This is a genomic window from Pseudomonas sp. CCI3.1 (genome assembly GCF_034313985.1).
Lineage (GTDB): Bacteria > Pseudomonadota > Gammaproteobacteria > Pseudomonadales > Pseudomonadaceae > Aquipseudomonas > Aquipseudomonas psychrophila.
The window spans coordinates 2,567,780-2,593,645 of the sequence record NZ_JAVIWO010000001.1 but is presented as its reverse complement, the minus strand read 5'-3'; the positions used below and the strand labels follow the sequence as shown (position 1 = coordinate 2,593,645).

General features: G+C 57.9%; 25 protein-coding genes. 14 read left to right on the top strand and 11 right to left on the bottom strand.

Annotated elements, in window-relative coordinates; translation table 11 throughout:
• The first annotated feature begins 15 nt into the window (after nt 1–15).
• From RGV06_RS11895 to RGV06_RS11865, 7 genes are read left to right on the top strand one after another with little or no spacing between them, the layout of a single operon-like run.
• Complete coding sequence (locus tag RGV06_RS11895) at nt 16–1,242, top strand: type II and III secretion system protein family protein (RefSeq protein ID WP_048352190.1); 1,227 nt, start codon at nt 16–18, stop codon at nt 1,240–1,242.
• Nucleotides 1,239–2,438, top strand: a complete 1,200-nt coding sequence (locus RGV06_RS11890) for a pilus assembly protein (RefSeq protein WP_322150058.1) — start codon at nt 1,239–1,241, stop codon at nt 2,436–2,438. Before RGV06_RS11895 ends, RGV06_RS11890 begins: the two co-directional genes overlap by 4 nt.
• A complete protein-coding gene (locus RGV06_RS11885) occupies nt 2,435–3,709 on the top strand; it encodes a CpaF family protein (RefSeq protein ID WP_322150057.1) in 1,275 nt (424 codons plus the stop codon). The genes RGV06_RS11890 and RGV06_RS11885 overlap by 4 nt, the downstream gene beginning before the upstream one ends.
• Before the next feature lie 10 nt (nt 3,710–3,719).
• Nucleotides 3,720–4,604, top strand: coding sequence for a type II secretion system F family protein (locus tag RGV06_RS11880; RefSeq protein ID WP_322150056.1), 885 nt, complete (start codon nt 3,720–3,722; stop codon nt 4,602–4,604).
• Nucleotide 4,605: 1 nt separating this feature from the next.
• Nucleotides 4,606–5,490, top strand: a complete 885-nt coding sequence (locus RGV06_RS11875; protein WP_322150055.1) for a type II secretion system F family protein — start codon at nt 4,606–4,608, stop codon at nt 5,488–5,490.
• A gap of 14 nt (nt 5,491–5,504) precedes the next feature.
• A complete protein-coding gene (locus RGV06_RS11870; RefSeq protein ID WP_046810478.1) occupies nt 5,505–6,194 on the top strand; it encodes a tetratricopeptide repeat protein in 690 nt (229 codons plus the stop codon).
• Nucleotides 6,195–6,211: 17 nt separating this feature from the next.
• Entirely contained in the window at nt 6,212–6,478 is a 267-nt protein-coding gene (locus RGV06_RS11865; RefSeq protein WP_048352187.1) for a DUF3613 domain-containing protein, read from the top strand.
• 74 nt (nt 6,479–6,552) lie between these two features.
• Here the strand turns inward: RGV06_RS11865 and RGV06_RS11860 are convergent, their stop codons facing one another.
• Nucleotides 6,553–7,338, bottom strand: a complete 786-nt coding sequence (locus tag RGV06_RS11860) for a response regulator transcription factor (protein WP_046810473.1) — start codon at nt 7,336–7,338, stop codon at nt 6,553–6,555.
• 116 nt (nt 7,339–7,454) lie between these two features.
• Nucleotides 7,455–7,928 (bottom strand): prepilin peptidase, encoded by a 474-nt coding sequence (locus RGV06_RS11855; RefSeq protein ID WP_048352186.1) that lies wholly within the window; start codon nt 7,926–7,928, stop codon nt 7,455–7,457.
• A gap of 71 nt (nt 7,929–7,999) precedes the next feature.
• Between RGV06_RS11855 and RGV06_RS11850 the strand changes: the two genes are divergently transcribed.
• Together RGV06_RS11850 and RGV06_RS11845 are read left to right on the top strand one after the other, a co-directional pair.
• Nucleotides 8,000–8,443 (top strand): TadE/TadG family type IV pilus assembly protein, encoded by a 444-nt coding sequence (locus tag RGV06_RS11850; protein ID WP_048352224.1) that lies wholly within the window; start codon nt 8,000–8,002, stop codon nt 8,441–8,443.
• Nucleotides 8,433–11,183 carry a PAS domain-containing sensor histidine kinase gene (locus RGV06_RS11845; protein ID WP_322150051.1) on the top strand — a complete coding sequence of 917 codons (2,751 nt, stop codon included), beginning with the start codon at nt 8,433–8,435 and terminating at the stop codon, nt 11,181–11,183. Before RGV06_RS11850 ends, RGV06_RS11845 begins: the two co-directional genes overlap by 11 nt.
• 208 nt (nt 11,184–11,391) lie before the next feature.
• On the opposite strand, the gene RGV06_RS11840 is transcribed toward RGV06_RS11845, so the two are convergent.
• The 7 genes from RGV06_RS11840 to RGV06_RS11810 form a co-directional block, all read right to left on the bottom strand.
• The gene (locus RGV06_RS11840) at nt 11,392–13,362 is read right to left on the bottom strand and encodes a pilus assembly protein TadG-related protein (RefSeq protein WP_322150049.1); all 1,971 of its coding nucleotides are present in this window, start codon (nt 13,360–13,362) and stop codon (nt 11,392–11,394) included.
• A gap of 234 nt (nt 13,363–13,596) precedes the next feature.
• Entirely contained in the window at nt 13,597–14,184 is a 588-nt protein-coding gene (locus RGV06_RS11835; RefSeq protein ID WP_019825810.1) for a DUF4136 domain-containing protein, read from the bottom strand.
• Between the two features lie 28 nt (nt 14,185–14,212).
• Nucleotides 14,213–14,827: a DUF4136 domain-containing protein gene (locus tag RGV06_RS11830; protein WP_322150048.1), complete on the bottom strand. Its 615-nt coding sequence runs from the start codon at nt 14,825–14,827 to the stop codon at nt 14,213–14,215.
• 23 nt (nt 14,828–14,850) lie between these two features.
• Nucleotides 14,851–15,600 carry a methyltransferase domain-containing protein gene (locus RGV06_RS11825; RefSeq protein WP_046810468.1) on the bottom strand — a complete coding sequence of 250 codons (750 nt, stop codon included), beginning with the start codon at nt 15,598–15,600 and terminating at the stop codon, nt 14,851–14,853.
• Nucleotides 15,597–15,902, bottom strand: a complete 306-nt coding sequence (locus RGV06_RS11820) for a nucleotide pyrophosphohydrolase (protein WP_019825804.1) — start codon at nt 15,900–15,902, stop codon at nt 15,597–15,599. The genes RGV06_RS11825 and RGV06_RS11820 overlap by 4 nt, the downstream gene beginning before the upstream one ends.
• Nucleotides 15,903–16,123: 221 nt before the next feature.
• Nucleotides 16,124–16,978, bottom strand: a complete 855-nt coding sequence (locus RGV06_RS11815; protein ID WP_322150046.1) for a MaoC family dehydratase — start codon at nt 16,976–16,978, stop codon at nt 16,124–16,126.
• Between the two features lie 3 nt (nt 16,979–16,981).
• A complete protein-coding gene (locus RGV06_RS11810; RefSeq protein WP_322150045.1) occupies nt 16,982–18,334 on the bottom strand; it encodes a 3-oxoacyl-ACP reductase in 1,353 nt (450 codons plus the stop codon).
• 122 nt (nt 18,335–18,456) lie between these two features.
• On the opposite strand from RGV06_RS11810, the gene RGV06_RS11805 reads away from it, so the two are divergent.
• Nucleotides 18,457–19,731: an acetyl-CoA C-acetyltransferase gene (locus RGV06_RS11805; protein ID WP_046810465.1), complete on the top strand. Its 1,275-nt coding sequence runs from the start codon at nt 18,457–18,459 to the stop codon at nt 19,729–19,731.
• 111 nt (nt 19,732–19,842) lie between these two features.
• Here the strand turns inward: RGV06_RS11805 and RGV06_RS11800 are convergent, their stop codons facing one another.
• Nucleotides 19,843–20,856, bottom strand: coding sequence for a bile acid:sodium symporter family protein (locus RGV06_RS11800; protein WP_019825797.1), 1,014 nt, complete (start codon nt 20,854–20,856; stop codon nt 19,843–19,845).
• Nucleotides 20,857–20,938: 82 nt separating this feature from the next.
• Between RGV06_RS11800 and RGV06_RS11795 the strand changes: the two genes are divergently transcribed.
• Nucleotides 20,939–21,733, top strand: coding sequence for an AraC family transcriptional regulator (locus RGV06_RS11795; RefSeq protein ID WP_019825795.1), 795 nt, complete (start codon nt 20,939–20,941; stop codon nt 21,731–21,733).
• 141 nt (nt 21,734–21,874) lie between these two features.
• The gene (locus tag RGV06_RS11790) at nt 21,875–22,768 is read left to right on the top strand and encodes a PA4780 family RIO1-like protein kinase (RefSeq protein ID WP_019825793.1); all 894 of its coding nucleotides are present in this window, start codon (nt 21,875–21,877) and stop codon (nt 22,766–22,768) included.
• A gap of 176 nt (nt 22,769–22,944) precedes the next feature.
• Here RGV06_RS11790 and RGV06_RS11785 read toward each other — a convergent pair whose 3' ends face one another.
• A complete protein-coding gene (locus tag RGV06_RS11785; protein WP_019825791.1) occupies nt 22,945–23,808 on the bottom strand; it encodes an MBL fold metallo-hydrolase in 864 nt (287 codons plus the stop codon).
• Between the two features lie 92 nt (nt 23,809–23,900).
• Here RGV06_RS11785 and RGV06_RS11780 point away from each other — a divergent pair, with 92 nt between their 5' ends.
• The gene (locus RGV06_RS11780) at nt 23,901–24,230 is read left to right on the top strand and encodes an ArsR/SmtB family transcription factor (RefSeq protein ID WP_019825789.1); all 330 of its coding nucleotides are present in this window, start codon (nt 23,901–23,903) and stop codon (nt 24,228–24,230) included.
• A 70-nt stretch (nt 24,231–24,300) separates the two neighbouring features.
• The gene (locus RGV06_RS11775) at nt 24,301–25,866 is read left to right on the top strand and encodes a TIGR01244 family sulfur transferase (protein WP_322150044.1); all 1,566 of its coding nucleotides are present in this window, start codon (nt 24,301–24,303) and stop codon (nt 25,864–25,866) included.

The following is a 25,866-nucleotide window of genomic DNA, read 5'->3' as shown; positions in this document are numbered from 1 at the left end:
GCAGGGAAAACCAACATGAGCCATCGTTGCGTTCCGTTCTACAAACGTGCTGCCTGGACCCTGATCCTGAGCAGCTTGCCCCTGGAAATGGCGTTGGCCGCTGCTGACAATTGCGCGGCATTCAACGCGTTGCCGTCGGTACTGGAAGTGCCCCAGGGGTCTCAGAAGGCCATGAGCTTTCCGGTCAACATTTCTCGCATCGCCGTGGGGGACCCCACGGTTGCCGATGTTCGCACCAATGGTCAAAACGCCTTTTTGCTGACCGGCGTTGCGTCGGGTACTACGAGTCTGATGGTCTGGAGCGCCTGTTCGAAAGAGCCACATCAGACCATGTTGTTCGTCAAGGGCAAGGCCACCTCGGGTTTGACCGGTACTTCGTTGTCACCGTCCGAAGACCCGACGCTGCCCATTCAGGTGCAAACGGATATTCGTTTTGTCGAGGTCAGCCGCACCAAGCTGCAAGAGGCCAGCACCTCGATCTTCGGCATGGGCAGCAACTTCCTGTTCGGCTCGCCGAACTCATTCCTCAGTACGGCTGAAGGGGTGATCACGGGCGGTCCGGTTGCCAACAGCAAGTATTTCAACATTGGTTTTGGCGGCGGCAAGGTTAAAGCGATGATCAATGCCCTGGAAGGCAGCGGTTTTGCCTATACCCTGGCGCGCCCCAGCCTCGTCGCCATGAGCGGGCAGAGTGCGACTTTTCTGGCCGGTGGCGAAGTACCGATCCCGGTACCCAGCAGCGGCAGCGACAACGTATCGATCGAGTACAAGGAGTTTGGTATCCGTCTGACGCTGACCCCTACCGTGGTTGGTCGTGATCGCATCATGTTGAAAGTGGCACCTGAGGTGAGTGAACTTGACTACACCAATGCGGTGAATATCGCCGGGACCCTGGTACCCGGCCTGACGGTTCGTCGCACCGACACCAGCATTTCCTTGGCCGATGGCGAAAGTTTTGTGATCAGCGGCTTGATCAGCTCGCGCAACAGCTCTCAGGTCAACAAATTCCCTGGCCTGGGCGATATCCCGATTCTTGGCGCGTTCTTCCGCGACTCCAACATCAGTCGCGAAGAGAAAGAATTGCTGATGATCGTGACCCCGCATCTGGTTCAGCCATTGGCTGCCAATGCGCCATTGCCATCGATGCCCGGGGAGAAACTGCGTAACTACGACCCTAACTGGTATCGCCTGTACTTCCTGGAAAACGGCAAATTCAACAGCCGTAGCGGGTTATCCCAATGAGCCAAAGCCTGAGCCAGACATTTCTCGCGCTGACGCGCAACAACACCGATCTTGAATGGCTGCAAGGTGCGCTGGCGCCGCTGGGTCAAGTGGTGGGTGCAGGCACCAGTAGCCTGGATGAACTGCTGGCCCTGGTGGACGTGACGTTTGCCGGCTTGATCTTTGTAGGCCTGGATCGGGACAAAGTGGTCAGCCAGTGCGCCCTGATTGAAGGCGCGCTGGAAGCCAAGCCCATGCTGGCCATTGTTGCCTTGGGCGATGGTATGGATAACCAGTTGGTGCTCAACGCCATGCGCGCCGGGGCAAGGGATTTTGTCGCCTACGGTTCGCGTTCCAGTGAAGTGGCGGGGCTTGTTCGGCGTCTGAGTAAACGCTTGCCGCCGGTTGCGCCAAACACCGAACTGGGTGGGTTGAGCGTGTTGTTCAGCGCGCAATGCAATGCGGATGGCGCGCTGGTTGCCAGCCACCTTGGGCTGGTCGTGCAAAAACACGATCAAAAAACCTTGTTTCTGGACCTGGGTGTACCCCGCGGTGATGGTCTGGCTGTGCTGGGGCTTGAGAGTACGTTCTTTTTTGGTGATGCCCTGCGCCATTTACGACGCCTGGACAGTACCTTGATTGACAGTGCTTTTACCAAGACAGCGAGTGGTTTGCGGGTATTGGCCCACAGTGAAAGTGATGAGCCGCTGGAGCACACCAGTGCCGCCGAGTTGTATATGTTGCTCAGCGCCTTGCGTCAGCACTTTCAACACATTGTGGTCAACCTCACGGGTCAGCCTGACAGTGAAGCGCTGCGCACCTTTGCCACCCATTGCGACAGTTTGCTGTGGTACACCGACCAGAGCGTGCTTGATTGCCGCCGCAACCTGGAGGTGCTCGCTCGCTGGCGGGCCAAGGGCATGAAGTTTGAGCATACGGGGTTGTTGATCGACCGTTATATGGGTGGCGTTGCCCCCAATGCCGATGCCCTGGGCAAGAGCTTTGGCCTGCCGGTGATGGCGACACTGGCGCTCAGCCCTGAGCTGCGCATCAATGCCAAGAATCAGGCCACCACCCTGTTTGATCTGGCCCCGCGAGAAGCCCTGAGCCTGGCGTTGAAAAAACTGGGTGAGCGATTGACCAAGCGCTCGCAGTCGTCCGAGCAAACGGTTTCCAAGTCTGGCGCGTGGTTAAACCGCCTGTGGGGGGCCAAATGAGCAATGAGCAATTGTTTGGTTCCGGCCTCTATAAGGACGGGCGCGCGGACCATGACGGACTGAAACTGGTGCTGCACCGCTACATCATTGATGCCATTGAAGAGACCGGGGTAAACCTGCTGGAAGGTTCTCGCGTGTCCTTGGCCCAATTTGTCACTGAGCGGGTGGCTGAATATGTGTCGCGCCTGCACCTGGCCATTTCCCGTTATGAAATGGAGCGTCTGGCCGAAGAAATTGTCGACGAACTGACCGGTTTCGGCCCGCTCGAAGTCTTGCTGCGTGACCCCGCCGTCACTGAAATTTTGGTCAACGGCCCCCACCGAGTATTTGTTGAACGTGATGGTCTGCTCAGCCAGAGCGACTTGCGCTTTATCGATGATCATCACGTTGAGCGGGTCATGCAGCGCATTCTGGCGCCGCTGGGCCGGCGCCTTGACGAGTCTTCGCCGATGGTGGATGCACGTCTGCCTGATGGCAGCCGGGTCAACGCGATCATTCCGCCGATTGCCCTGGATGGTCCGTGCCTGTCGATCCGGAAGTTTCGCAAGGACATGCTCAAAAGCAGCGACCTGGTGGCGATGCAAACCATCGACCAGGCGATCTATGAGTTTTTTCAGGAGTCAGTGGGCAAGCGCTGCAATATCTTGATCAGCGGCGGTACCGGTACCGGCAAAACCACGCTGCTCAATATCTTGAGCCAGTTGATCAACCCCCACGAACGTTTGGTCACCATCGAAGACGTGGCCGAATTGCAGCTGGGTCACCCCCATGTGGTGCGCCTTGAAACCCGCCCGCCCAATGCCGAAGGGCATGGTGAAGTGAAATCCAGCGACCTGATTCGCAACGCCCTGCGGATGCGTCCGGACCGCATCATCCTCGGCGAAATTCGTGGTGTGGAGGTGCTCGACGTATTGACCGCGATGAACACCGGTCACGATGGTTCGATGAGCACCGTGCACGCCAACACTGCGCAAGATGCGTTGTTGCGTCTGGAAACACTGGTCGGCCTGACGGGCCGCACAGTGGCGGAAAAAACCTTGCGCCAGATGATCTGCGCAGCGCTGGACGTGATCATCCAGCTCACGCGCATGCCTGATGGTCGCCGTTGCGTGAGTGAAGTTCTGGAAGTGGTCGGGGTGCGTGACGATGTGTACGTGACCAACACCCTGTTCCGCCTGGACAAACGCACCGGTTTTGGTTTTATGCGCGAAGCCTTGAACCCGGCAGGCGACAAGTTGCGTCGTGACCCCACTTTGAATGCACACGGCTGAGGCGCTAATCATGATCCCGGTCTTACTGCTTTTCGTCATCAGTTTATTGATGCTCGTGTTTTTTCTGTTCTTGGTTTATCGGGTTTTGACTGACTCGACAACCAGTCGTGTTCTGGACCGATTGAGTGAAGGTCAGTCGCAGTTGGTGGAAAAAAAACAGGGTGTTGTGTGGCTGGACCGGGCTTTTTTACAGGCCGGGTTGGGGCGTCCGTCAGAACGTTTGGGTTTATGGCTGTCGTTGTGGGCGGGGGCAGTGGTTTTGGCTGGCCTGATCGGCGGCTGGGTATTTTTTCTCGCGCTGCTGGTGTTGCCACCGCTGTTGCTCAAGTTATTTGTCAGTTGGCGGTACCACCGTCGGGTACGGCGCATGGTTGAGCAACTGCCGCTCTTGCTCGATCACAGCGTTCGCAGCCTGAAAGCAGGACGGACCTTGGCCGATGCCGTGCTGAACGCAATCGAGGCGTCCAGTGAACCGCTCAAAACCAGTATCAGTCGGGTGTCACGTAACGTGCAGATGGGGGTGAGTTTGCCTGAAGCTGTAAGCGATTTTGCCGAGCTGTATGAGCGTGACGAGTTTCGCATGTTTGCCCTCGGCTTGAAGGTCAACCATCGCTACGGCGGTAACGCCAGTGAGCTGCTGGAAAACCTGATCGTGCTGATCCGCGAGCGTGAACAAGGGGCGCGCAGGTTGAGAGCCATGACCGGTGAAACCCGAATGACGGCTTTGGTACTGGGTATGTTGCCGCTGTTTGTGGTGGCTTTCTTCATGTCTACCAACCCCGCTTACATGCTCAAAATGTGGCAGGACGGGGGAGGGCAGCACATGCTGCTTACGGCTATGGCGATGCAGATAATTGGCAGTTTTGCGTTGTGGCGCATGGTACGGAGCGTATGACATGGCCTATCTGATTTGTGCAGTTTTACTGTTGGGCGCCATGGCGCTGTTGATCAATAACGTGGTTCAGGACCGTCTGAGTCAGCAACGGGTGATGCAGCGTCTGGACGGTGACAAGAGCGGCCCTGGCAAGCTCAGTCTCTGGATGCGGATGGTGGGCAACAGCAAGTTTGGCCAGCGTTCGATCACGATGGACAGCGAAACTCAGACGCTGCTCAACCGGCTGGGCTGGCGTACCGCCAGTCAGCGTTCATTGTTTGCCGCCTTTCAGATCGGCACACCGTTCGCGTTTGCCGGGCTGGTGTTTTTGGGGCATGAGTTGTTCTTCCCGCGATCCGGAAACCTGTTGGTTGTGCTGTTGTTCTCACTGGCTCTGGGGTATCTGATCCCAAAGCGAATGTTGGCCTACGCTGCAAAGAAGCGGCAACAGGAAGTGGCGGTTGAGGTGTCTACCTTTATCCCGTTGCTACGCATTCTGTTTGAGTCGGGCATGGCCGTTGAGCAGGCGCTACGGGTGCTTAGCCAGGATGCGCGGGAGTTACTGCCAGTGCTGACCGGCGAGTTGCGAGTCGTGCTGTCGCGGGTCGATTCGGGGCTGGAGCTGAGCCAGGAGCTGAGCAAAACCGCGAGCCTGCTGGACGTGGACGAGTTCAATGACACCTGCGTGATTCTTCAGCAATTGATTCAACAGGGCGGTGGCGCGATGAAGTCATTGCAGGCACTCAAAGAGCTGCTTGATGACCGTCGCCTGACACGCATGGAGGAGTACATCTCCAAAATGTCCGCAAAGATGTCGGTAGTGATGATGGTGTTTCTGTTCCCGGCGTTAATGATTGTGTTGGCCGGACCAAGTTTTGTCGCTATCTCACGAGCTTTTCTCTCTTGATCAGGGGTATGAACATGAAAGCTGTCATCGTCTTGTGTGGGCTGCTGATGTTGGGCGGCTGTGCGACAGGAGGCCAGAGCAATCCGCCGTGGATGGCCATGGGCGGCAGCTGCACGAAGTTAAGTGGTGATCAGGAACTGTCGATGAACCTGGCGGATGACATGGCCAAGGAGGGCAAGCTGCACGCCAGCCTGGCCAACCTGCAAAACCTGCCGGAGCGTTCCGCACAGGTGCAGCTACGCAAGGCGCGGATCTATCGTCAGTTGGGCCGCAGTGAGGCCGAGCCGTTGTTTCAAGGGTTGTTGGGTTCGTGTCTGGCCGCAGAGGGGGAGCATGGTTTAGGTCAGTTGGCAGCCGGGCGTGGTGACAACGCATTGGCGACCACTCACCTGGAGCGCGCGGCGAAACTGGCACCGACCGATGCCAAGATCCGTAACGATTTGGGTGTGGTCTATCTCAATCAGCGTCGTGTCGATGATGCACGGTTCGAGTTTTTGACCGCTCTGGAACTCAAGCAGGATGACTCGTTGGCGGCACTGAATCTGGTGACCTTGCTGATTTATCAGGATCAGTGGACCCAGGCGGCAGAACTGGTCACCCGCGCCGAATTAACGCCCGATCAAGTGAGTGATGCCCAGTCCCGGGCACAAGCCCTGAAGGCCCAAGCCAAGACAGCCAGCAACCAGGTAGCTGTCATTAAATAATGCGTTGGAGGTTTGCAATGACTTTTTCTATTCGTGTGGGGGTGCTGCTCGCTCTTATCCCGTTGGGGGCGGTGGCCATCGAGTCCGGCCCCACGCCTAAAAACCAGCAGGAAACCGAAAACTGGCTGCAGCTTCAGGTCAGTGGCAGCGTGCAGTCGCCGATACGCCAAACGGCGACCCCGGCCGAGCGTGAGCTCAGCCTGCAGCGCTGGCTGGACAGCTACAAGCATGAGATCCCGGAGTACTACAAGCAGGATGAGGGTGGTACGGCCAAGCAGGAATGAGTACGTGATGCTGTCGCGGGCAAGCCTGTCATTCACAGGTGTTGCCAGCGATTCAGTTGATACCCGCTCAGCGATTAATGCGCACTTTGGCGATGCTGCGAGGGTGCATTAGGGGACAGTGCGAGGGCCAGTTGGGTGCGGTTGTTCATGTGGGTCAGGCGCAGTACTTGGGACACGTACAGTTTTACCGTGTTTTCGGTGATGCCCAGATCGCAGGCGATCTGATAGTTGGTCTGGCCTTTGCTCACCAGCTTGGCAACGTCCAGTTGACGGGGCGACAGCTGTTTGAAAATCGTCGGGATCTGTTGCCAGGTGCCCTCGCTTGAGTCCTGCGGGTTTGAAGGCTGAGTGGCCGACTGAGGAGGGCGTCGAGCGGACTCCATGTCCTGATACAGGTCGTCGATGGATTCGGCCAGGTACTGCAGTTTTTGGTTCAGGTGGCCCAACTGATCGCTCTTGTGCCGTTCGCGCAAGATGGCTTCCTGGCGCTGGATGCCCTCAAGCAGTTCATTGAGGTCGACCGGCTTTTGATAGTAATCGGCGATGCCGATACGCAGGGCTTTGATCACATCCTGCTTGTCTGCTCGACCGGTTAATAAAATGCTTTCAAAGGCGCGATGTTTACCGGCGATTTTTTGCAGGTGCTGGGTGAGTTCAATGCCGTTCATCTCGGGCATGTGCAGGTCGCACAGTACCAGGCCAATCTCCGGATCGGCGACGAAGGCACTGATGGCTTCACGTGTTGAATTGCAGGGAACGCAGCGGTAGCCGCTGCTTTCAAGAAATTCGCAAAGCTCTTCGACAATCAACGATTGGTCGTCGACCACGAGGACTTTTATTAGGGGGTTGGACGTATGCACGCGGTTCTCCTTCCTGGTAAACCAATCAGGGACTTCTTGGTCCACTTGTTTACTGCGTTGGTTTAAACGTAGACCTACTTTACGACTATGTACAAGGTGTTAATCCCTCATATCAATTAGCGAAGGAGCGCCATTGTCAGGGTAAACCCGCCTAACAGGAAGGGTGCAAATGGAAGCTTTTTTGACACTGGGGCGTTATTGACAAGGGAAGGGATCTTAACCCGTTGATTCATTGACGGCAGGATTTTTGACGCAAAGAGCCACCAAGCGCCAGCACACAGGCCAGCACCGATGATGGTACCAAGAATTGTCGGACGGTCGGTTGCCAGTGCCAAAGCCATCAACAGCTTTACGTCGCCGGCTCCAAGCTTGTTTAGCGCATAACCGGGAAGCGTCAGAACGAGTGCGACCAGTAACGCCCAGCCGCCTTCGGCTGCGCTTGCGCCCAGCCAGGTGTGCCCCGTCCATAGCAAATACAGCAACGCAAGCGCCGCGGCACCAAAGGTCAGGACATTGGAAATATTACGTTGGAGCAGGTCTTGAATGGAACACGCAGCAAACCACACAAACACAACACATAACTGGATCACGTAAAGAACCTCCCTTTTTTACCAATGATTCTATGATGATATTACTGTCGATGGTCAGGGTAGACGCAGTCATGAAAACAAGACTTCCCAAAAAGCAGAAAGGCGCCGCTGCGATTGAGTTCGCGCTGGTGTTTGTGATTTTTTTTGCAGTGCTCTATGGCGTCCTCAGCTACAGCTTGCCGCTGCTACTGGTGCAGTCCTTCAATAATGCGACGGCCGAGGCGGTACGCCGTAGCATGGCGGTCGATCCGACGGCGCCTAACTACGGGAGTGTGGTGGAAACGTTGGCCAAGAGCGTTTTGAACGAGAAGCTGACCTGGGTGCCAACTGCGGTGAAAAGCAGTCTGGTCCCGGCCGCGACCTACAACGCGACAACCAAAGTCCTGACCGCCAGTGTCAGTCTGCCGGCCACGGCGCTGACTTCCATCATGCCAGTGCTCAAGCTGGGGACCATCACTGTGCCCAATCTGCCAACTATTTTGAAAGCCGAATCGAGCGTCCAAATTGGCAACTAGTGAAGGGCTGTTTGGGCGATTGTTGGGACGGACCGACGAGCGCTTGCCTGAATCCAATGATCCGCAAATGCCCACCCATGCGGGCATCCAATTGATGCTCGATCAACACGGTTACGTCACTGATATTCACGGCCTGCAGCGTTATGGCCTGGCGCGCTCGAGCGGCGACGGTGCACCGCGCTTGCTGCTGAGCTACATGGTGCCGGGCAGCACGCTGGCACTCGAAGGTGTGCCGGCAGACTGGGTCGGCCACAGCCTCGACCTGGACTTTCAATGTGCCGGTCTGCGCGTAGTGCATACCCGAGGCTGGGTTCAGCCCCGGGGCGATGGCTGGCTTTTACAGCTGCTGGACATCAGCGACCTGCGCCTTGGCAGCGAGCAGGCGCGCAACCGTGAGCGCTGCACGCAACTGACCCTCAGCCTGGGCGAGCAATTGCGTCAGTGCAGTGTGCTGCGCCTGCCGGAAGTGATGCATGAGGCGCTGCGCAGCGTGGCCCAGCATGGGCGTGTGCCCTGCATGGCGCTGGCGGTGCGCGATGATGCGCAGTCCTCGTGGTACATGCACAGCACCTATCACTCGTTTGATGCCCCGCAACTCTGGTTGCCAGAGCAAAACCTGGGCAGCCTGCTCGACCCGCTGGGCGGCAACTCGCCCCAGCGTGTCGAGCGCGATGGTAATCCGCGGCTTAACGATCTGTTTGGCAATGCCGACGGTGTACTGGTGCCGTACAGCGACCAGCAAGGCTTGTGTGCCTGGTTGATGCTGGGCTTTTACCCTGCGTCACTGCACGGGCCGCAGATGAGTGAAAGCGACTGGATGCAGGTGTGCGCAGCTTTGTCAGCGCCGCTGCTGGATCGCTTGCGCGAGCAACAGCATGTGCAGCAGCGCGAGCGCATGGAAGCCCTGCAAGGCTTGCTGGGCACGGGGTGGTGGGAGTGGTCGATCACTAACGAGCTGTTGCAACTTGCGCCACAACTGGCTGCGAATCTGACGGATACCGCAGAGCCGCAGCCACTGACCCGAGAGGCATGGTTGGCGCTGTTTCATCCCGCGGACAGAGACGAACTCTGCGGCCGATTTAATGAATTGCTGGAGCATGGCAAGGAGTTATTGCTGTTTGCGCGGGTGCATCAACCCCAAAGCACACAGCCTGCCCAGTGGTATCGGATTCAGGGCCAGATGCTGGGGACCGGCACCCGGCGGCGCATTGTTGGTTTTATGCTGGATGTCAGCGACATCAAGAATCAACAGCAGCAAGTCGCCGCTGCTCATGCGCGGTTGGACAACCTGATCGCCAGCTCGCCAGCCGTGATTTACGTGCAACGTTATGTAGAAGGCGCGCTGTTGCCCGCGTTTTTCAGTGATAGCCTCAAGCCCTTGCTGGGCTGGACGCTGGAGGAGTGTACAAGCGCGACCTTGATCGAGTGGGTTCACCCCGATGATCGGGAGCACTATTTTGAGCGCACGCGCCAATTGCTGCGCGAAGGCAGCACCCGCCGTCGCTATCGCCTTCGTGACCGGGGGGGTGATTACCATTGGCTGCTCGATGAGGCCAAATTGTTGCGCGACGACCTGGGTTTGCCGGTTGAAGTCGTCGGGTTGTGGCTGGACATCACCGAGGCCACCGAAGCGGCCGAGCGGGTCAAGAGCAGCGAAGAACGCTATCGAATCCTGGTCGAAGACTCACCGGCCATGATCTGCCGGTACCGGCCTGACCTGACCCTGACCTTTGGCAACCAGCCCCTGGCCAGCTATCTGGAGTGCACGACCGAGCAGTTGCCGGGCATCAACCTGAGCAGTTGGCTCTCCGACGAACAGCGTGAAGCCTTTGTGCAGCGTATTGCGGGTTTGACTCCACAGGCTCCGGTGAGCTCCGCTGAAATCAGCCTGCAACTGCCGGGTCGCGAATATGCCTGGTGGGTGTGGTCGGACCGGGGGATTTTCGACGAGCAGGGCAACCTGCTTGAAGTACAAGCTGTTGGCCGCGACAACACCGAGGTGCGTCGCTCGCAGCAGCAACTGACCCACAGTGCGAAAATGGCCACCCTTGGCGAAATGGCCACGGGGCTGGCGCACGAAATCAACCAGCCGTTGAACGTCATGCGCATGGCCGTTGCTAACGTGCTCAAGCGCCTTGGCAATGGCGATGCGCAGGTCGAGTACTTGCAAGAAAAACTCGCCCGCATCGACGGCCAAATCCAACGTGCGGCGCGGGTGGTTGACCACTTGCGGGTGTTCGGCCGTCGCTCGGAAATCGAGCAGCAAGTGTTCAACCCTTCACAAGCGATGGAAGGCTCCGTGGCCTTGCTCAGCGAAGGCCTGCGCGGCAAAGGCGTGGCGTTGCGCAGCGAAGGTCTGGCGTGTGACGTGCAGGTGCGTGGCCATGTCGACCAGCTTGAGCAAGTGCTGATCAACTTGATGGTCAATGCCCGTGATGCGCTGATGAGCAAGCGTGAAACCGACCGCGACTTTGAGCCCTGGATTGCCCTGAGCATTGAATCAGATGCACAGCATGTGTGCCTCAGAGTGGACGACAACGCTGGCGGTATTGACCCGCGTCTGCTGGAACGGATCTTCGAGCCATTCTTCACGACCAAGCCCATTGGCCTTGGTACGGGGCTGGGGTTATCCGTGAGCTACGGCATCATCGACAACATGGGCGGACGGTTAAGCGTCAGCAACACCGAGCACGGCGCCCGGTTTTGCGTGGAGTTGCCGGTGGTTGAAGTGCAGGAGTGAGGTGCTGCGATAGCTGTAGCTGTAGCCGTTGACGAAGCTGCGAGTGCTGCGCACTTGAACGCAGCCTCGTACTACTCGTCAGTGGCTACAGGCAGTGGGCGTGTAGTCGCTGAGGAGCGAAGCGAGGCTGCGATCGGCTGCGCAGCAGTCGTAAGACCATGAGGCCCGGTGTATCTGATACACCGGGCCTTCTGCGTTCAAGGGGGAGTTAAAGCACCAACTGGGCGCGACCGCCTTGGCCGCAGGAGAGGTTGGCACCGACATCAGCCACGGCCACCTTTACACCCAAGGCGTTCAACAACGTATTGATGATTGGGTTGACCAGGGAGACCAATATTTGATTCAAGGCTGAAATTATGGTGGTGCCGAGTGTGGTAAGTGTTCCTGATACCGCTTGAAGAAGAGAGCCCAAGACCGTTTTGCCAGCGGGAGGGGTGTAAGTGGTCGTTATAATGCTGTCAGGAGGACTCATAATGGTCAGGACGTTGGCGTTAGAGCCAAAACTTTGGTAAGTGGTGGCTTGATTGATATTTAATAATTGGGGGGAGTCGTAAGTCAGACTCTTGGTGGTGGGTGAAATGTTTGTCTGGACCTTTAAATTAAAACTTCCTCCGTCGCCCACGCCAATTGAGCAGCCGCCAAGTCCTAATAGTGTGCATGTTTTAAGGTTGATGTTTATAAGCTTCACAGGTGTGACGTTGAAGTTGTTGGTGGCCACATCTATCGGTGGGAATGTGCCGTTTTGCGGCGCACTTCCGATGCTGACTTTCGCCAGCGAAGTATTGGCTTGTGCGATAAGACTTTTTGAGTTTTCATTGGTGCAGCGATAGTTAGTTACGTAGCTGTTGGCGCTGGCAGCCTCCAGGTAGACATTAATGTCATTCACTAAGGTTAGTGTTGCGACCGACTCGCAGCTCAGTACGCACTTAACGGCACCAACCAAGTCGAGAGTTAAAACTTTCCCGACAATTTCTGTAACGGTCGATATTGCGTCGGTGAGTAAGCTTATAAGCGGTTGTAGTGCTGTCAGTACAGGCAGACCTATTTGTATTCTTGTTTGCACTTGTGCCGTTCGAACGGATATTTGATTAGGGCCCGTAGGGTTGTTGTTTATCAATGCCGGGTTACCGACGGCTGAAAGTTGTGGAGGTTGGATAACCTTGGTGTAGACATTGATGTCGACAAGATTGAAAGGGTTGATTTTTATATTCGCAGTGATTCCGCTTTGGCCATTCGAAAGCTGGACGATACCTTGCAAGAGATCGAACACGGACATGTTTGTATCCAGGCCTGCGCTGGATGTCCCGGTTTGAACTTTAATCAAATCTCCCAGCTTTAAGACCTGCGTAGGGCTGACGATAGCGCGTATTGCAGCAAGACCGCTGGTTGCCACATTAGCCGTGGCCCCGTTTTTGTTTAAGGCACTTATGGCTGCATCCAGTAACTGAGTGACATGAAGGTCGGTCTTTAATAAGTTGTCGTAGTTTCCGACGTTTGCATTCAATGAGATCAACTCATTCAAATAGCTTAGTAAGTTTATCTTGGTGTCCACTAGTCCCTGCCAAGACACAACGCCTGCTTTTATAGATCCTCCCAGCAACCCGCCTATAAGTTGATCCAGAATACGGGATTGAGTAGTGTCGATGGTTGCCAGTGAACTACGAATCGTCAACTGTGCCAACGGCGCCCCACCATTGCTCCCCACCGCACTTGCCGTCAAATTGGTATTCAGGTTAAACCCGTCTTTGGAAAAAAGACTCCACAATCCTCCGGCCACACTGGTGGGAACAGTAGTGGTGGCGATCACACGGATGGCATCGGATTTGTTTGCGTCTGCGGTGAAGACACGCAACTGGCTGCTGTTTGTACTCAGGCTTCCGCAGGTAGTGTTTATTTTTTGTACGGCGCCGGGTGTAAAGCTGTTGCGGATGGCGCTTTGGTTCGCGTAACTCGCGGCTGTAGCGCCGCTGCCACAGGTGCCCAGTCTGCTCACCGCCTCCAATACCGCCATATCCGCCACCCGTTGCAATTTGCGTTGCTCCAGGTACAAACGCCCGCTGTCGACCACCAGCAACATGAACAGCAGCACCATGCCGAGGGTCACGGCAGCCATCAAGCCGATTGCGCCACGCTGTTGCTGTGGACCCGTAAAACCAATACCGCGTAGTTGGGGAGACATCGAGCACTCCTGTTGCTGGAACATTGCCCAGCGCTAACTCTCCAAAGTTTGAACGAGTGTAGCTAATAAGTGATCGATGCGCTGGCCAGTTGCCAGTTTTATAGGCGTGATGTGAACAGTTAATCAAAAGCCGATGATAAATGGTCGAAAATCGAGGGTGAAAGCTAACTTGCTCACGAAAGTATTAATACCAACTTACTTATATACTTTGTGAGCAAGTTAGTGCTCTCGAACTTACTTCGGTGGATAGGTGCTCAATATCTTGGTCACCGCCTCCTGGATCGCCGCACTGCGCTCAGCCGGAGTAGGGCTGGTGTCGATGACTTTTTCGGCACTGCCGCGCCACACCAGTTTGCCGTCCTTGGCATCGATCAGGTCGATTTGCAGCGTGCCGACTTGATAGACCACGTTGCGGGTTTCGTTGTACATCGGTGGGCCCCAATAACCTTCCCACGGGCCACCCCAGTAACCACCCCACGGCCCGCCCCATGGGCGACCGTAACCGTAGTTGGTCACCACTTGTTCCTGATGATTGGCAACGATCAGCCAGGCTTGCACCAGCAGATCCGGCTTGCTGCCTGCCGCTACGGGGCGCAGGCCGCGCTGGTCCAGCTGGCCGCTTATGGCCTGAACGATGCGCTGCTCGGTCAGGTCGCTTCGCAGCATCGGGTTGTTGGGTTGATATTGCACGGCAGGGTCTTTCCAGGCCCAGGACTGGAATCTGGCGAAATCGACAGCAGGGTTGTAGTCATGGCTGACCTGCATGGTTTCGCAAGCGCTGAGCAGCAGGGCCAGGCCCAGTAATGCCAGGCGACGTAGCATGATGATTTCTCCGCTTCAACAATAAGTCTTAATGGGGAGGATAAGCCTGTACTGCCTTGTTCAGTGATTCGCGCAGGGCATCACTGCGTTCGCCCAGGCTGCCTTTACTGCTGGTTTCTGCACTGGAGCTCCACACCGGTTGACCGGTTTTGCCGTCATACAGATTGAGTCGCACCACCATGACTTCGACTTCGTAGGTCCGTACGACCGGGACGGAGTTGTACATTCCGTACTGGCTGCCGTACCGGCCATAGCCGCTGCCGTAGCCCGCCCCATAACCATAGTCGTCCTGTACCTGGCGCAAGCGTTTTTCGGTGTGTAAATCAGCGCTGACCCACAGATCCGCTGGACGGTTGGGCTGGGCCGGGCGCAAGCCTCGCTGGTCCAGCGCATTGTTCACCGCTTCGGCGATCTGGGCAGAGTCGGCCCACGCGGTGCCAACCGGCAGGCGACCGTTGAGCCAGGCCCAGCTCTGGTAGCGCCCGTAATCGCGCGGTGGCGCGGGGTAGGCGCTCAAATCCAGAGTATTGGCCGCTTGCACCGGGGCGGGCGGCATGGGCATGGCGCTCGGGATGTAAGGGTTGGGGCTTTGGCAAGCGCCCAGCCCCAGGCTTAAAACGAATAAGGCAACGCGGCGATACATGATGGTCTCCCCCGCAGGGCGATTTAAACCGGGCGGCACACCCAATGCAGATAACGTCCCAGCCCGGCAAAGGCTGGATGGCGACGATGGGCCAGTTCCATTTCAACCAGCGCCTCAAGTTCGGCCCGGGCCTGAAATTCAACGGGCATGTAATCGTGAAACACTCGCACGCCGCTTTGAGTTTCGACCTGCCACAGGCCGTCCAGTGCCGTAGCCAGTTCCCGTGGGTCGAGGGGTTGCTGCGGGGTGAGGCTCTGTTTTTCGCCGGCCATGTCGTTCTTGCGCATTTTGCGAAAGTGGCCCTTGAGCAGGTTGCGGTAGATCAACGCGTCGCGGTTGTAAAACGCCAACGATAACCAGCCGTCCTTGGCGGTCAGTTGATGCAGCACCGGCAGGATCGCGTGGGGTTCGGCCAGCCATTCCAGCACAGCGTGGCACAGCACCAGATCGTAGGGCTCGGTCAATTGCCCCAGCAGCTCTTGCCACGGCGCCTGAATAAAGGTGCCGGTCTGGCCTGCCTCGGCGAAACGCTGGCGGGCGCCTTCAAGCATGGGGGCGGCTGGTTCGGCCAGGGTTACATCGTGACCTTGCTGGGCCAGCCACAAAGACATGTGGCCCAGCCCTGCACCGATATCCAGTACCCGTAACGGGCGTTTTGGCAGTGATTCTTCAAGGTCGGCCTGAAGCACGGCCAGACGAATGGCACCCTTGGCGCCGCCGTAGATTTTCTCGGCGAAACGGGTGGCCAGTTGATCGAAGTGACGGTCACTCATGGGTTGAAACGCCTTTCATTGTCGGCCAGTTTGCTGCGCACGACGTCGTTCATGTCCAGTCCCAGCTCGGCGCACAGCAACACCAGGTACAGCACGATATCGCCTACCTCCTGGCCTGCGTGGGCGAGTTTGTCGGCGGGTAGCTGGCGGGATTGGTCTTCGCTTAGCCACTGAAAAATTTCCACCAGCTCAGCCATTTCTACACTGGCGGCCATGGCCAGATTTTTCGGGCTATGAAATTGTTTCCAGTCGTTGTTATCGCGGATGCGGTGCATGCGTTGCGTGAGTTCGTCGAGGTTCATCGAGGGTGTGCTCTCCAGAAGGAGCAAAGCTTGCGACCGAACGGGCGTTGGTGCAAGTGAAAGGCATAGAAGCCATGCTGGCCTGACAGTCAGTTCTTTGTGCAAACTCTGTTGTAGATCAAGCCCTACTGTGGGAGCGAGCCTGCTCGCGAACGACCTTCGCGAGCAGGCTCGCTCCCACAGTTGGCGTTTTCCTGTAGCCGCTGACGCGCTTGTGTCGCTTAGCTGATCGGTCGCCAGTTACCGATCAAGTGCACCAGGTCGCCGTGCCCGTTGAGCTGGAAATCACCACTGGAACCGGCTTCGCTGCTGAGCAGGATCACTTCACTGGGCAAACGAACCGGTTTTTTAAAGGCGATAAAGATCTCGACATTGGCCGCAGGCAGGTGCGAGTTCAATGCCGCCACAGCGCGGGTTTTTATCCACAGGCCATGGGCGATGGCGCTGGGCAGGCCAAACAGTTTGGCGCTGGCAGCACTGAGGTGAATGGGGTTGTAGTCGCCCGACACCTTGGCGTACCGGCGGCCAATGTCGGCCGGGGCGTACCAGCGAGTCAGTTCGTTGAGCACCACCGGCCCGGGTGGCAGGGTTTCAGGTGCTTCGCCCGGCAACTCGACGCCTTTGCACAGCAGGGTGCTTTCGGCCTCCCACAACGGACCGAGCATATCGTCCACTTGGGTGACCACTTCAAAGGTCGCCCCCTTGGGGTGTTTTTGCAGGTTGTGCACAAACACCCCGATGCGCAGTTGCGTCACGCTGCCCATGGGGCGCAGCAGCCGTATCCGATTGGTTAGATGAATCAGCCCAAGGAGCGGGAAGGGAAAGTCCTTGCTGGTCAGTAACTGCATTTGCAGCCCAAAGGCCAGGACATGGGGATAGGTAGGAGGCAGCAAGGGGCTAGGCGCCAGGTCGCATACGTCCCTGAACGCCGCCAGTGACGTGGGCTCAACTTCAACCCAGCAGCGCAAACCCTGCTCTGGCAAGGTGCTGCCGGTGATTTTGCGCCGGGCCGCGGCGCGGGCGTACAACGCGGGCAAATGCGGTGGGCTGGTCAGGTCGAGCCACTTCACGGTCATGGTTCATGCTCCCAAAATGCTTTGTCCGCACACCCGCAGGGCTTGACCGCTGACGGCGCCAGAGCCCGGCTGTGCGAGCCAGGCCACCGCTTCGGCCACGTCTTGCGGTAGGCCGCCCTGGCCCAGGGAACTCATGCGTCGGCCCGCTTCGCGCAAGGCGAAGGGGATATGCGCCGTCATCTGGGTTTCAATAAACCCGGGGGCCACGGCGTTGATACTGATGCCACGCTCGGCCAGCATCGGGGCCCAGGCTTGAGCCAGGCCAATCAGCCCGGCCTTGCTGGCGGCGTAGTTGGTCTGGCCGCGATTACCGGCGATACCGCTGATGGATGCGAGCAGAATCACCCGACCGTTATCGCGCAGGGTGCCGCTGTCGAGCAGGGCTTTGGTGAGTACTTGCGGGGCATTGAGGTTGACCGCGATCACTGAGTCCCAGAACTCGGGCGTCATGTTGGCCAGGGTTTTGTCACGGGTGATACCTGCGTTGTGAACCACGATGTCGACACCGTCACTCAGGTGTTCGACCAGCTCTTGAGCCGCATTGGCGGCACAAATATCCAGCGCAATGCTGTGCCCGCCCAAGCGGGCGGCCAGTGCATCGAGGTCGGCCTTGGCAGATGGAACGTCGAGCAAGATCAATTGGGCGCCATCCCGGGCCAGGGTTTCGGCAATCGAGGCGCCAATTCCACGGGCCGCCCCGGTCACCAAGGCCTTGCGCCCGGCCAAGGGGCGAGTCCAGTCCTGTACCTGAGAGGTGCAGGTCGAGAGGCGTAGCACTTGCCCGCTGATAAATGCACTTTTGGGCGAAAGGAAAAACCGCAGTGCGCCTTCAAGCTGATCTTGCGCGTCTTCACCGACATACAGCAGTTGCAGGGTGCTGGCGTTACGCAGTTCTTTGGCCAGTGACCGGCTGAAGCCCTCGAGCGCACGCTGGGCGCTGGCGGCAAATGGGTCACTTAATGTTTCAGGCGCCCGGCCCAGAATCACTAGATGGGCGCTGTGTTCCAGACTGCGCAGCAGTGGCTGGAAAAACTCGCGCAATAGCTTGAGCTGATCGGTGTGCAGCAGTTCGCTGGCGTCGAACACCACGGCCTTGAGCCTGGGGCCCTGGCCTGGAATCCAGGGTGTGGCGAGCAATGGTTCGGGGCCGTAGCTGTACACGGCGTCGGTGAGTTTGCTGGCAAAACGGTTTACCTGCTCGGCCAATGCCCCGCCACCAATCAACAGCGGACCTTCGACGGGGCGCAGACGCCCGGCCTGCCAGCGTTCCAGTCGTCCCGGTGACGGCAGACCCAACGCGCCGACCAGACGCTGGCCGAGGGATGAGTTGACGAAGTCGATATAACGGTCTGACATGGAACACTCTCCGACAGATGGGGTTCAAAGGGTTGACCACAAACATGCCGTGGTCGTTCGTTATCAGCGATAAGACCTACGCTTGTAACGATTAATGGATTCAAGAGAATAGGGGCAATCGTATGAGTCTGCGTCGTGTAGCAATTATTGGTGGTAACCGAATCCCGTTTGCCCGCTCTAATGGGCCGTATGCGACCGCCAGTAATCAGGACATGTTGACGGCCGCGCTGGAGGGGTTGATCGAGCGTTACAACCTGCACGGGCTGCGCATGGGGGAGGTCGTGGCCGGGGCGGTGCTCAAGGATTCACGGGATTTCAGCATGACCCGAGAGTGCGTGCTGGGTTCACGGCTTTCGCCGAAAACGCCGGCCTATGACCTGCAGCAGGCCTGCGGGACGGGACTAGAAGCGGTGTTGCTGGTGGCCAACAAGATTGCCTTGGGGCAGATCGACTGTGCGATTGCCGGGGGAGTGGACACTACCTCGGATGCGCCGATTGGCCTTAATGACGGCTTGCGTAAATGGCTGTTGCAGTTCAATCGCACCAAGGCGCCTCTGGACAAGCTCAAGACCTTGCTGCAATTGCGTCCGGGATTTCTGAAGCCCGAGTTTCCCCGTAATGGCGAGCCCCGCACCGGACTGTCGATGGGCCAGCACTGCGAGTTGATGGCGCAAACCTGGGGTATTCCAAGGCTTGCTCAGGACGAGTTGGCCCTGCACAGCCATCAGGCGTTGACGGCGGCCTATCACGCGGGCTGGGAAGATGACTTGCTCACGCCTTTCCGGGGTTTGAGCCGTGATAACAACCTGCGTGCCGACCTGACCCTGGAAAAACTCGCAGCCCTGAAACCCGTGTTCGAGCGCAGTGCCAAGGGCACGCTGACGGCGGGCAACTCTACGCCACTGACCGATGGTGCTGCCGTGGTGCTGTTGGGCAGCGAAGAGTGGGCCAAGGAGCGCGGCTTACCGATTTTGGCGTATTTGCGTGATGGCGAGACTGCCGCCGTGGATTTCGTGCATGGAGCAGAAGGTTTGCTGATGGCTCCTGTGTATGCCGTCCCACGGCTGCTGGCACGCAATGGACTGACCTTGCAGGATTTTGACTACTACGAAATTCACGAGGCATTTGCTGCGCAGGTGCTGTGTACCCTGAAAGCCTGGGAGGATGCGGCCTACTGCAAAAGCCGGCTCGACCTGGATGCACCGCTGGGCTCGATCGATCGCAGCAAGCTCAACGTCAAGGGCAGCTCGCTGGCCGTGGGGCATCCGTTTGCGGCGACGGGAGGACGGATTGTGACCAATATGTCCAAGCTGCTCGCCACCGCCGGGCAGGGGCGGGGGCTGATCTCGATCTGCGCGGCGGGTGGGCAGGGCGTGACCGCAATCCTTGAGCGGTAGCGCTGAACCCGACAGGCACTCTGTTGCCGGTCAAGGCCCTGTGGGAGCGAGCCTGCTCGCGAATGATCTTCGCGAGCAGGCTCGCTCCCACGGTTGAAGTCTCTCCAGGCGTTATGCGGGCACAGGGGCCCGAACCTCTTGCCGAGTGCGAGTGGCGTAGCTTTCTGCCATCACCGAGCACACGATTAACTGCAGCGGGTGATAGATCATGATGGGTAGCAGTATCAGGCCCAGCCCCGGGTTGGCGCCGAAGATCAAGGCGGCCATCGGCGCTCCGGCAGCCAGGGATTTTTTGCTGGCGCAGAACACGGCGGCAATTTCATCGCTGGTGCTGAACTTCAAGGCGCGGGCTGTGCGGGTGGTCATCCACAGGATGATGGCGAGCAGCATCGCACTGCCAATCAAGGCGCTGAAAATCACCGACGTGCCCTGTTGTTGCCACATGCCCGAGACCATCGAGTTGCAGAACGCCGCGTAGACCAGCAGCAGAATCACCACTTTGTCGCAGATGTTGGTGTAGCGCTTGTGGCGGGCGAAAAAGCGTCCGAACAGCGGGCGTACCAGTTGGCCAAGGACCAGGGGCAACAGGAGCATGGCGCACAGGTCGAGCAGGGTTGAGCCCAGGTCGATACCGCCCGCGCCGCTGCCAACCACCAGGCTGACGAGCAATGGGGTGATGAAAATCCCCAATACGCTGGACAGGCTGGCGTTGAGAATCGCCGCCGGTACGTTGCCGCCTGCGCTGCCGGTGAGTGCGACCGAGGAGGATATGGTTGAAGGCAACGCGCACAGGTAGAAGAACCCCAGCATCAACAACGGTGGAATATGGGCGCCCAGTAGCTTGTTGGCGACGACCCAGATCAGCGGGAAGGCAACAAAGGTGAAGCCCTGCACCATGAAGTGCAGGCGTATGTTTTTCAGGCCGTGACTGATCTGCTCGCTGGACAGGTTGACCCCGTGCAGGAAAAACACCAGGAACACGCCGATATTGATGACCCACTCAGCATGCATCCCACCGCCAGTGCTGCCGAAATGCGGGAACACATACGCCAGAAGTGTCGCTAGCAGCATGCCGCACAGAAACCAGTCGGTGAACATTCGTTTGAGATGTTTGAGCACAGGCATCGTGGGCACCGGAACATTGTAAGAATTGATGACTTAGCCTAACGTCGCCGGTATCTGACGTCTTGCGATATAAGGCCAATCAATGCCGCCAAACGGACAACGTGGGCTCCAGCGCGTCATTCCAGTGCTTGATGCATTGCCGCGGCCGCTGTATGCCCGGGCCGAAAGCCTGGGCGCAGGTTCGTGGACGCCACGTCATCGACATGATTGGGTGCAGTTTTCATACGCGATCAGTGGTGTATTGGGCGTGCACACCGACGAGGGCAGTTTTTTTGCCCCGCCGCAGTGGGGGATCTGGATTCCCGCCGGGCTGGAGCATGAGGTCATCACCTCGATGCGTGCTGAAATGCGCAGCCTGTATGTGCGTCGAGAGGATTGCCAGTGGGCGCCTGACCAGTGCCGGGTCCTTGAAGTTACGCCGCTGGCGCGCGAACTGATCAAAAGTTTTTGTGCGCTCCCCGTCGAATACCCGGAGGGCGGCAGTCCTGAGCAAAGGCTGGTGACGGTGTTGCTGGATCAATTGGCGAGCCTGCCCGAGGTGGGTTTTTCGCTGCCGTTGCCCCGCCATGGTCGCTTGCTGGTGCTGTGCAATGAGTTGATCGAAACCCCCGATGCCGACGTGAGCCTGAGCCTGTGGTCGGATCGGTTGGGCATGTCTGAAAAAACCCTTATGCGTTTGTTCCTGCGTGAAACGGGCTTGAGCTTTCGCAGTTGGCGTCAGCGGGTACGATTGCTGTCTTCGTTGCGGGTGCTAGAGGAGGGTGGGCATGTCACGCGCGCGGCGTTGTCGTGCGGATATGAGTCGACGTCAGCGTTCATCGCGGCGTTCAAAAAGATGTTTGGCTTTACGCCGGGCGAGTTATTTCGCCAGGGCTAAGCTACGGGCTCATTTGTCGGTGCTCTAAACGGGTTGCTCGTCTATCATTCAAATCGTTTGCCCTCTCCCCGTGGTGAGTGGATTGCCGTATAACGAGTGACATTCGCGTGTTTGGTAATAAAGGACCCACAATAAAAGCTGATGAAGACTCCAAAACGCTTAGAACCCCTGATCGAGGACGGTCTGATCGACGAGGTGCTGCGCCCACTCATGAGTGGTAAAGAAGCAGCTGTGTACGTAGTCCGCTGCGGCAATGAGCTGCGATGCGCCAAGGTTTATAAGGAGGCTAACAAACGAAGTTTCCGCCAGGCCGCCGAATATCAGGAGGGTCGCAAGGTTCGCAACAGCCGTCAGGCCCGAGCGATGGCCAAGGGCTCCAAGTTCGGTCGTAAAGAAACCGAAGATGCCTGGCAGAACGCCGAAGTGGCTGCGCTGTTTCGTCTGGCGGGCGCCGGTGTTCGGGTTCCAAAACCGTTCGACTTCCTGGAAGGCGTGCTGTTGATGGAACTGGTGGCCGATGAGTACGGCGATGCAGCACCGCGACTCAATGACGTGGTGCTGGAGCCGGACCAGGCTCGCGAGTACCACGCGTTCCTGATTCAGCAGATTGTGCTGATGCTGTGTACCGGCTTGGTCCACGGCGATTTGTCCGAGTTCAACGTACTGTTGACGCCAACCGGGCCGGTGATTATCGATCTGCCACAGGCTGTCGATGCAGCTGGTAATAACCACGCCTTCAGCATGCTGGAGCGTGATGTGGGCAACATGGCTTCTTACTTCGGGCGTTTTGCGCCGGAATTGAAGACAACCAAATACGCCAAGGAAATGTGGGCGCTTTACGAAGCCGCCACCTTGCACCCTGGCAGCGTATTGACGGGCGAGTTTGACGAGCCGGACGAGCTGGCCGATGTTGGCGGTGTCATGCGCGAGATCGAAGCTGCCCGTCTGGACGAAGCGTTCCGTCAGGCCGTGCGTGCTGCAGATGATGCGCCACCGAGTAAGTCTGAAGAGCCGCCTCCACCGTGGATGCAGTAATTGGCTAAATAAAAATCCGGCTCAGGCCGGATTTTTTTTACTTCAATGCAGCCCTGTGGGAGCAGGCTTGTTGTGGGAGCGGGCTTGCTCGCGATGGCATCACTGCGGTCATACCGGTAGACCGCGTTCCCTGCATCGCGAGCAAGCCCGCTCCCACACACAAAAAAATGGTGCGGCTAAAAACGGTTCAGCGGCACCTTAAGGCTGCACAGGCCGGTTTCATCGGCAGGCGGCAGGTTGCCGGCCCGAATGTTGATTTGAATGGCCGGAATCAGCAGCGCAGGAACCCCGAGGGTGGCGTCACGGGCGGTGCGCATGTCGACAAAACCCGTCAGGTCGATACTGTCGTTGACATGAATGTTTTTGGCGCGCTGTTCACCCACCGTCGTTGACCATGCGGCCTCACGCCCTGCTGGCGGATAGTCATGGCACATGAACAACCGGGTCTGTGCAGGCAGGGCCAGCAGACGCTTGATCGACTGATACAACTGATGCGCATCGCCCCCCGGGAAGTCGCAGCGGGCCGTGCCAACGTCGGGCATGAACAGCGTGTCGCCCACAAACAGGCTGTCGCCTTCAACCTGATACGCCATGTCGGCCGGGGTATGCCCGGGCACGTGCAACGCTTGCACCTTAAGTCGTCCGATCTGGAACAGCTCGTCCGGTTCGAACAACCGGTCAAACTGCGAACCGTCCAGCTTGAACTCGGGCTCAAGGTTGTAGATGTCGCGAAACACCCCTTGTACCTGGGTGATTGCCGCGCCAATACCAATCTGGCCGCCCAGTTTTCGCTTCAGGTAAGCGCTGGCAGACAGGTGGTCGGCGTGGGCATGGGTCTCCAATAACCATTGCACCTTCAGGCCCTGTGCCTGCACGTAGGCAGCAATGATGTCTGCACCGGTGGTACTGATGCGTCCGGCGGCGGCATCGTAGTCGAGCACCGGATCGATGATTGCGCACTCGCGAGCGCCAGCTTCATGAACCACGTAGCTCACGGTCGACGTCACGGGGTCGAAAAAACCTTGAATGGCGGGTTGCATGAATGGCCTCGCGTTAGTCAAAAAATACTCAATATATTGAAACATATATTATCGGGTCGTAGACTGTCGACCATCACGGCCCGGAGCTTTTCATGACTGCTCAGTTAACCAGCGAAGAAATCGGACTTCTGCGCGACTCTGCATCCAAAGCCTGCACCCTTCTCAAAGCCCTGGCCAATGAAGACCGACTGCTGCTGCTCTGCCAATTGACCCAAGGTGAGCGCAATGTCGGTGAACTGGAAGGGTTGACAGGCATCAGGCAACCCACCTTGTCGCAACAGCTTGGCGTGTTGCGCGATGAGGGCATGGTCAACACCCGGAGGATGGGGAAGTACATTTTTTATTCGCTTGCCAGCTTTGAAGTGGTTTGTGTGATGCAAGCCCTGTCGGGTTTGTATTGCGGGCAAGCACTTAAAAAGTAACGCGGCCTCATCCCCCCTGCTGACATCGCCCGGCTTATTCCATTCATTTTTGTTGTGCCTGGAGTGCTCAATGGAGCAAAACATCAAGCGAATCGACGCGTCATTTTCCGTGACCGGTCAGATCGAGCAGTCTGATCTCCACTCTTTGGCTGCACTGGGTTTTGCCAGTGTGATCTGTAACCGTCCGGATCATGAAGGCGGACCAGAGCAGCCCGGGCACGCATCGATCCAACAGGCCGCGCATGCCTTGGGGCTGAGCTTTGCCTACCTGCCAGTACCCAGCACTGGCGCGACACCTGAGCAGGCGCAGCAGTTGCGTCATTTGCTTAATGAGCTACCAACGCCCGTTCTGGCGTATTGCCGTACGGGCAATCGCTCCTCAAAACTTTACGAAGCCGCCACTCAAGCCCCGCGTAAGGCCAGGCTGTACGATGTTGTCGTGGTGGGTGGGGGCTCGGCCGGAATCTCGGTGTCGGCGAGCCTGCTCAAGCGCAATGCGGCATTGCGCATCGCCGTGATCGAGCCCAATACAGAGCATTACTATCAGCCCGCGTGGACGCTGGTGGGCGGCGGTGCTTTTGATGTCAAAAACACGGTTCGCCCGACCGCATCCGTGATGCCTAAAGGCGTTGTCTGGATCAAGGCGTCACTGTGCGCCTTCGCCCCGCAACGCAAGGTCGTGCTGCTCAGTGATGGCACTGAACTGGGGTATCAGCAATTGATCGTTTGCCCGGGGTTACAGCTGGCCTGGGAGACTATCGAGGGCCTGGAAGAGACCCTGGGCAAGAACGGTGTCACGTCTAATTATCGTCATGACCTGGCACCCTATACCTGGGAGTTGGTGCGTACCTTGGGTCGCGGAAAAGCGCTGTTTACTCAGCCGGGAATGCCGATCAAGTGTGCCGGTGCTCCGCAAAAGGCCATGTATCTGTCCTGTGATCATTGGCGCAAGCGCGGCGTTCTGGATTCGATTGCGGTTGAGTTCAATCTGGCGGGGGCGGTGCTGTTTGGTGTGCCGGCCTTTGTCCCGCCGTTGATGAAATACGTTGAGGCCTATAACGCCCACTTGGCCTTCCAGTCCAATCTGGTCAAGGTCGACGGGCCAGGCAAGACCGCCTGGTTTGATGTCACCGACGCAGACGGCAGCGTGACCCGTGTTGAGAAAACCTTCGACCTGTTGCATGTAGTGCCGCCGCAGCAGGCCCCCGATGTTATCCGTCGCAGCGAGTTGGCGGACAAGGCGGGCTGGTTCGAGACCGATCCGGCTACACTGCAACACCCACGCTACCCCGACATTTTCGCCCTTGGCGATGTCTGCAATACCCCCAATGCCAAAACCGCGGCGGCGACCCGCAAGCAAGTGGTCGTGGTGGCCGAGAACCTGCTCGCCCTGCGCAAGGGCACGGTTTTGCCCAAACGTTACGACGGCTATGGCTCATGCCCGCTGACCGTAGAAAACGGCAAGGTGATCCTGGCCGAGTTTGGCTATGGCGGCAAACTGCTGCCCACCTTCGGGCTGGACCCGACAGTGGCCCGCACCTCGGCCTGGTGGCTCAAGGCAACCTTTCTGCCCTGGTTCTACTGGCAAGGCATGCTCAAGGGGCGCGAGTGGTTCACTGATTGCAAGCCGGACTGA